General features: G+C 62.2%; 6 protein-coding genes. 5 read left to right on the top strand and 1 reads right to left on the bottom strand.

The window, feature by feature from the left end:
* The 4 genes from AC1DWI_RS10885 to AC1DWI_RS10870 form a co-directional block, all read left to right on the top strand.
* A partial coding sequence (locus AC1DWI_RS10885) for an ABC transporter permease subunit (RefSeq protein ID WP_477724822.1) occupies positions 1-522 on the top strand: 522 nt, incomplete at its 5' end.
* A gap of 1 nt (position 523) precedes the next feature.
* Positions 524-1627 (top strand): amino acid ABC transporter permease, encoded by a 1104-nt coding sequence (locus tag AC1DWI_RS10880; RefSeq protein ID WP_477670311.1) that lies wholly within the window; start codon positions 524-526, stop codon positions 1625-1627.
* Positions 1628-1646: 19 nt separating this feature from the next.
* The gene (locus tag AC1DWI_RS10875) at positions 1647-2390 is read left to right on the top strand and encodes an amino acid ABC transporter ATP-binding protein (RefSeq protein ID WP_457281767.1); all 744 of its coding nucleotides are present in this window, start codon (positions 1647-1649) and stop codon (positions 2388-2390) included.
* Positions 2391-2394: 4 nt separating this feature from the next.
* Positions 2395-3228, top strand: a complete 834-nt coding sequence (locus AC1DWI_RS10870) for a class II glutamine amidotransferase (protein WP_477670312.1) — start codon at positions 2395-2397, stop codon at positions 3226-3228.
* A gap of 93 nt (positions 3229-3321) precedes the next feature.
* Here the strand turns inward: AC1DWI_RS10870 and AC1DWI_RS10865 are convergent, their stop codons facing one another.
* The gene (locus tag AC1DWI_RS10865; protein ID WP_477724821.1) at positions 3322-5685 is read right to left on the bottom strand and encodes an ATP-binding protein; all 2364 of its coding nucleotides are present in this window, start codon (positions 5683-5685) and stop codon (positions 3322-3324) included.
* A gap of 253 nt (positions 5686-5938) precedes the next feature.
* On the opposite strand from AC1DWI_RS10865, the gene AC1DWI_RS10860 reads away from it, so the two are divergent.
* Positions 5939-6378 (top strand): pyridoxal-phosphate dependent enzyme (locus AC1DWI_RS10860; RefSeq protein ID WP_477724820.1); only part of this gene is annotated, 440 nt, incomplete at its 3' end.

The raw sequence follows: 6378 nt of genomic DNA, 5'->3' as shown, positions 1-6378 counted from the left end.
GTGCTGGGACTGGTCGCGGCCGGTGCGCTCCTGGGCTGGCTGGCCGGTGGTGCGCCTTCCGAATGGAACCTGCCGAAGCTGACGGAAACCCAAGTGGAGGGTGGCGGCGCGCTGTCGCCTGAATACCTGGCGGTGCTGCTCGGGCTGGTGCTTTACACCTCGGCCTTTGTGGCGGAGGTGGTCCGCGCCGGCATTGCCTCAGTCTCACTGGGCCAGCACGAGGCGAGCGCGTCGCTGGGGCTCTCACGCGGCCACTCCATGCGCCTGGTGGTGCTGCCCCAGGCGCTGAGGGTCATCATCCCGCCGCTGACCAACCAGTACCTGAACCTCACCAAAAATTCGTCATTGGCCGTTGCCGTGGGCTACCCCGACCTTGTGTCGATTGCCAACACCTCGCTCAACCAGACCGGCCGCGCCGTCGAATGCATTGCCATCATCATGCTGATCTACCTCACCACATCGCTGGCCACCTCGGCGCTGATGAACTGGTTCAACAGCCGCGCCGCCATCAAGGAACGCTGACATGAACCAGACCTTTGTTCCCGTCGCGCCCCGCCCGGCCCCCATCAAGATGGAGGGCCCGGGCCCCTGGCTGCGCAACAACCTGTTTTCCAGCGTCGGCAATGCGCTTGTGTCGGTCGGGGTTATCGCCCTGTTGCTGTGGGCCGCATCGTCGGCCCTCCGCTGGGCGGTGTTCAATGCCGTGACCGCCGCCGACGCGGATGCCTGCCAGGCCGCACGCGGCATGGGCGCATGCTGGGGCGTGATCAACGAAAAAGCCCGCATCATCCTGTTGGGCCGCTACCCCCTGACGGAGCACTGGCGGCCGGAGCTGGCAACCTTTTTGCTGCTGGGCCTGGTGGTTGCAAGCTGCAGCCGCTGGTTCTGGAAACCCTGGCTGGGATTGATCTGGGTCGTGGTCCTGACGGCGTTCTTCACGCTCATGAGCGGCGGCATGTTCGGGCTCTCCAAAGTGTCCACCGACCAGTGGGGCGGCCTGCCGCTGACCGTCATGCTGACGGTCATCTCCATGACGATCGCCTTCCCGATTGCGGTGGCGGTGGCGCTGGGGCGGCGCTCCAACATGCCCGCCATCAAGACCCTGTGCGTCATCTACGTCGAGCTGATTCGTGGCGTGCCGCTGATCTCCGTGCTGTTCATGGCCAGCTTCATGTTTCCGCTGTTCATGCCCATCGGCAAATCGCCCGACGTGCTGATCCGGGTGATCGTCGGCATCACGCTGTTTGCCGCGGCCTATATGGCGGAAATCGTCCGGGGTGGTTTGCAGTCCCTCTCCAAGGGCCAGACCGAAGCGGCCGCCAGCCTGGGCCTGGGTTACTGGCAGACGCAGGTCAAGATTGTCCTGCCGCAGGCGCTGGGCGCCGTGGTGCCCAGCATCATGAACAACTTCATCTCGCTGTTCAAGGACACCTCCCTTGTGACCATCGTGTCGCTGTATGAACTCACCGGGGCCCTTTCGCTGGCGGTCGGGTCCGATCCGAACTGGCGGCCGTTCAAGATTGAGGCTTACCTCTTTATCGCCGCGATTTACTTCACCTGCTGCTTCGCCATGTCCCGCTACAGCCTCTGGATAGAGCGGCGGCTGGCTGTGGGCAAGGCCCGTTGACAAAAAAACAAGGACCAACATGAGTGATCCCATCATCCGCTTTGACAAAGTCAACAAATGGTATGGCAACAATTTCCATGTGCTGCGCGACCTGCAGCTGGACGTGCAGCAAGGCGAGCGCCTGGTGATTTGCGGGCCCTCCGGTTCGGGCAAATCCACGATGATCCGCTGCATCAACGCGCTGGAGGACTACCAGGAAGGCAAGCTCACCGTGGCCGGCTCCGTGCTCGGTGATGACATCAAGGCGATCGATGCCGTGCGCCGGCAGGTCGGTATGGTGTTCCAGCAGTTCAACCTGTTTCCGCACCTGACCGTGCTTGAAAACCTGACGCTGTCGCCAACCTGGGTGGCGGGCCTGTCCAAAAAAGAAGCGACCGAGCGGGCCATGCACCAGCTCGAGCGGGTGCGCATCGCGGAGCAGGCACAAAAGTATCCCCTGCAGCTGTCGGGTGGCCAGCAGCAGCGCGTTGCGATAGCGCGCGCGTTGTGCCTCACGCCGAAAATCATGCTGTTTGACGAGCCGACATCCGCGCTGGACCCCGAGATGATCAAGGAAGTGCTGGACGTGATGATCTCGCTGGCCGAACAGGGGATGACCATGCTGTGCGTGACGCATGAAATGGGCTTTGCCAAGGCAGCGGCCGACCGCGTGATCTTCATGGACCAAGGCCAGATTGTTGAACAGAACACGCCCACGGACTTCTTCAATCACCCGCAGACCGACCGGGCGAAGGATTTCCTCTCCAAGATTCTGGGACACTAGAGGAATGTGCCAACTCCTCGGAATGAATGCTGCCAAACCCGCAGACCTTCGCTTTTCATTCACGGGTTTTGCCGCACGCGGCGGTCTGACGGACCATCATGGCGACGGCTTCGGCATCGGCTTTTTTGAAGACAAGGCCTGCCGCATTTTTATGGACAGCCAGCCGGCCGCCACCTCACCCGTGGCCGAGCTGCTCAAAAGCTACGCCATCAAGTCCTGCAATGTCGTGTCCCATATCCGCAAGGCGACGCAGGGCGATCCGCAGCGCCTGGAGAACTGCCATCCGTTCACCCGTGAGCTCTGGGGCCGCCACTGGCTGTTTGCCCACAACGGCGACCTGATCAATTACTTTCCGGCTCTTGGCGGCAACTACCAGTCCGTCGGTACCACCGACAGCGAACGCGCTTTTTGCGCCCTGATGGAAAAACTCAAGGCCATCAGCCCGCGCGAACCCTGCTCGCTGGACACCGTGTTTGACACCCTGTGCAGCATGAGCGAAGGCACGGGCGAGTATGGCGTATTCAACTACCTGCTCTCCAACGGGCAAGCCCTGTTCGCGCACTGCTCCACGCGGCTGTATTACCTGGTGCGGGAATGGCCGTTTTCACACGCCAAGCTCGTTGACGCCGACCTGAGCATCGACTTTGCCCAAACCAATGTCCAGGAAGACCGGTTGTGTGTCGTCGCTACCCAGCCGCTGACGCTCAATGAAAACTGGCAACAGCTGCAGCCCGGGCAATTGCTGTGGATTGAAGGGGGCCGCATCGTGCGGCAGGCGCAGCTGAAGGTCAGCGAGGACGTACGGCGTAAAAACGAAGCCAACCTGGCCTGCGTATAAAAATCAGGCCTCAGACCAATAGTGACGGGCGTAAGCAGCTATTCTTTTGATAGCAGTCCAGCCCTGACGGAGCGTCTGTAACAGCGCCTGTTCTTATTGCATGAACCCCATGGCCCGCCCTTCGCGTACCTCGGGCTTGATGCGGTGCTCGGCCTCCAGCTGGGCCAAAAATTCCTCGCTGGAAAACTCTGCCGCGAGAATATCCACCTGCCGCTTCACGGCCGCGAAATCACCCGGGCACAGCTGCACCAGTTTGCCGAGCCTCTCCCGCAGCGGGGCCGCAAGCCGGTCGGCATCGCCTCCAAGTGCTTCGGTGACAAACATCTGCTCACGCTGCGCGTGAGTCAGCGGCATGAACCTGATCTTGAAGGTGAAACGCCGCAGCGCCGCCTGGTCCAGGCTTTCGAGCAGGTTGGTGGTGCAGATGAAGATGCCGGCATGGCGCTCCATGCCCTGCAGCATTTCGTTGACCTCGGTCACTTCGTAGGTGCGCTGGGCGCCGCGCCTGTCCTGCAGGAAACTGTCCGCTTCATCCAGCAGCAGCACGGCTTTTTCCGATTCAGCTTCGCGGAACATCGCCGCCATATTCTGTTCGGTTTCACCGACATACTTGCTCATCAGGTCGCTGGCCTGCTTGATGATGAGCGGCAAATCCAGTGCTTTGGCGATGTGTTCGGCCAATGCCGTCTTTCCCGTGCCTGGCGGGCCATAAAAACACAGGCTGCCATGGCTTCGGCTTTTCAGTGCTTCAACGATACGCGGCACCTCGAACCGGGATTCGACATTGAGCATGGAAAGGTCATAAGTGGTCGCGTTGCGCCGGCCGGAAGCTTCCGCCCGGTTGCCCAGCGCCACGTCGGCGTTCTTGAGCTGGCGCTCGATCAGCGACTCCATCAACAGCGGCCGCCCGCCGGACAGGATGGCCTGCATGCCTTCTGCGTCCACCTGCGCATCCACTGCGTCTTCGGGCGCGCTGGCCAGCCGCGCAAACCGGACAGCCGTGCGTATTTGCGCGGGCGTCAGGCCCTTGCGGGCCGTCAGCTTGGCCACAAAGGCATCGCTGACCTGAACACCTTCCAGTGTCTTGCGCACCAGGCCTTCACGGGCACCCGGCGGCGGCGACCTGAGTTCGAGGTGGTAGGCAAAGCGCCGGCGAAAGGCGGGGTCGATCTGCTCGATGCGGTTGGTGACCCACAGGGTGGGCACGGTGTTGGATTCAAGGATCTGGTTGACCCAGGCCTTGCCGCTGACCGACCCACTGGCAGGTACGGGCAATTGTTCGGAGCGCGCCATCAGCTGCGCGGCTTCGCTGGAAATCGGCGGAAACACATCTTCCACTTCATCAAACAACAAGGCGGAGTGCGTGCTGCCCTTGAGGAAAACCTGCGCGATTTGCAGCGAACGGTAGCGGTCCCGGCCACTGAGCGAGTTGCCGTCGCGGTCGGCATATTCGACCTCGAACAGGTCCAGGCCGGCGGCCTGTGCCACCACCTTGGCCAGCTCGGTCTTGCCGGTGCCGGGTGGGCCGTAAAGCAGCACATTCACGCCCTGCTCTTTGCCGGCCACCGCATTGCGCAGCAGCGACACCAGCACCTGCGCATCCTCCTGCACAAAAGCGAAGTCCGCCAGACCCAGGCTGCTGTGCGCGGCCGGCCGGGTAAACACAGCCATCAGCTCGTTCTGGTCGCGGTATTCGCGCATCAGCACGGGCGGCAGTTTTTCACTGACCTTCATCAGGTCCGCAAGGTCGGTGATGTTGTGCTCGGAAATCAGGTTCTCGACCATGCCGATGCGCTCCAGGCGCGAGCCGGCGCGCAGCGCTTCGGCAACCTCGGGGGCCTTCACGCCGGCCACATCGGCAATGGCGGCATACGCCTCGGGGGCATTGTTGACCTTGAACTCCACCAGCAGGGAGCGCAGGTCGCGCTGGTAGCGTGCCAGGGTGCCGTAGAGCAGCAGCGCACGCTCGGCCCGGTTGAGCTGCAGCAGGTTGGCCAGTGCATCGATGTTTTTCTCGACCAGGGTGGATTGTTTCTTGAGCGCCTGGGTCAGCCATTCGCCGGTGGCAGCCAGCACCGAGAGCAAGTCCTTGGGCTGGTCCTTCGCATGCTCGTCGAGATAGAAGAACAGCGTGCCTTCTTCATAGGGGCCGCGCCAGGCGCCGTGGCGCGCCATGAACTCGGTGTCGGTCAGGCTTTCATGGTCGCGCCAGAACTCGTTGTCCTTGCAGCGGCGGCCGAGAAACTCGCGCAACCGCTGCACCGCCGGCAGGGGCCACACAAGATGCCGGCCCGAGAGCGAGAGCAGGCTGTTGAGGTCGCGGCGCACATTGAACTTGGCGCCTTGCCTTGCCGCCAGCGTCAGCACGAAATGCGAGCACATCAGGTCCAGCACCGGCGCCTCTTTCAGCCCGGGGGACAGCAGCCACTGCTGCTCGCTAACGGAACGCTTGCTCATGGACAAACCTCCCTTTGCAACTACACGGTTGGTAGACATGCCTGTGAGATACCCTGCTTCAAGACCGGCGCCTCACTGGCTATGAGCACCGCAGATGCGACCTGGTTCAATGAGACTCCACCATAACGCAGCTTGAAGCATCATGGAAGACGCTACTTGTACCCCCACGTGTGAAATGCACCACAGAAACTCCTGCGAAGATGCGCAAAGATGATCCCGCACAATCCCACCATAGCCCCGCAGAGGAATTCCCATGCTCAGTCTCAAAGATATAGAAACAGCCGCCCAGCGCCTGCAGGGCCACCTGCTCGATACGCCCTGCGTGGAGTCCAAGACGCTTTCCCAGTTGACGGGCGCGCAGATTTACCTGAAGTTCGAGAACCTGCAGTACACCGCGTCCTTCAAGGAGCGCGGCGCCTGTAACAAGTTGGCCCAGCTCTCAGCCGACGAACGGCGCCGCGGCGTGATCGCGATGAGCGCTGGCAATCATGCCCAGGGCGTCGCGTACCACGCACAGCGGCTGGGCATACGGGCGGTGATCGTGATGCCGCGCTTCACGCCGGGCGTCAAAATCGAACGCACCCGGGGTTTTGGCGCCGAGGTGGTGCTGCACGGCGATACGCTGGACGAATCACGCACCCACGCGCTGACGCTGGCTGAGCGGGAGGGCCTGGTCTTCGTGCACCCTTACGA

Source organism: Polaromonas sp. P3_C2, assembly GCF_056402675.1.
Note: the sequence above shows the minus strand (reverse complement) of the source record. Positions and strands in the feature narration are given on the sequence as shown.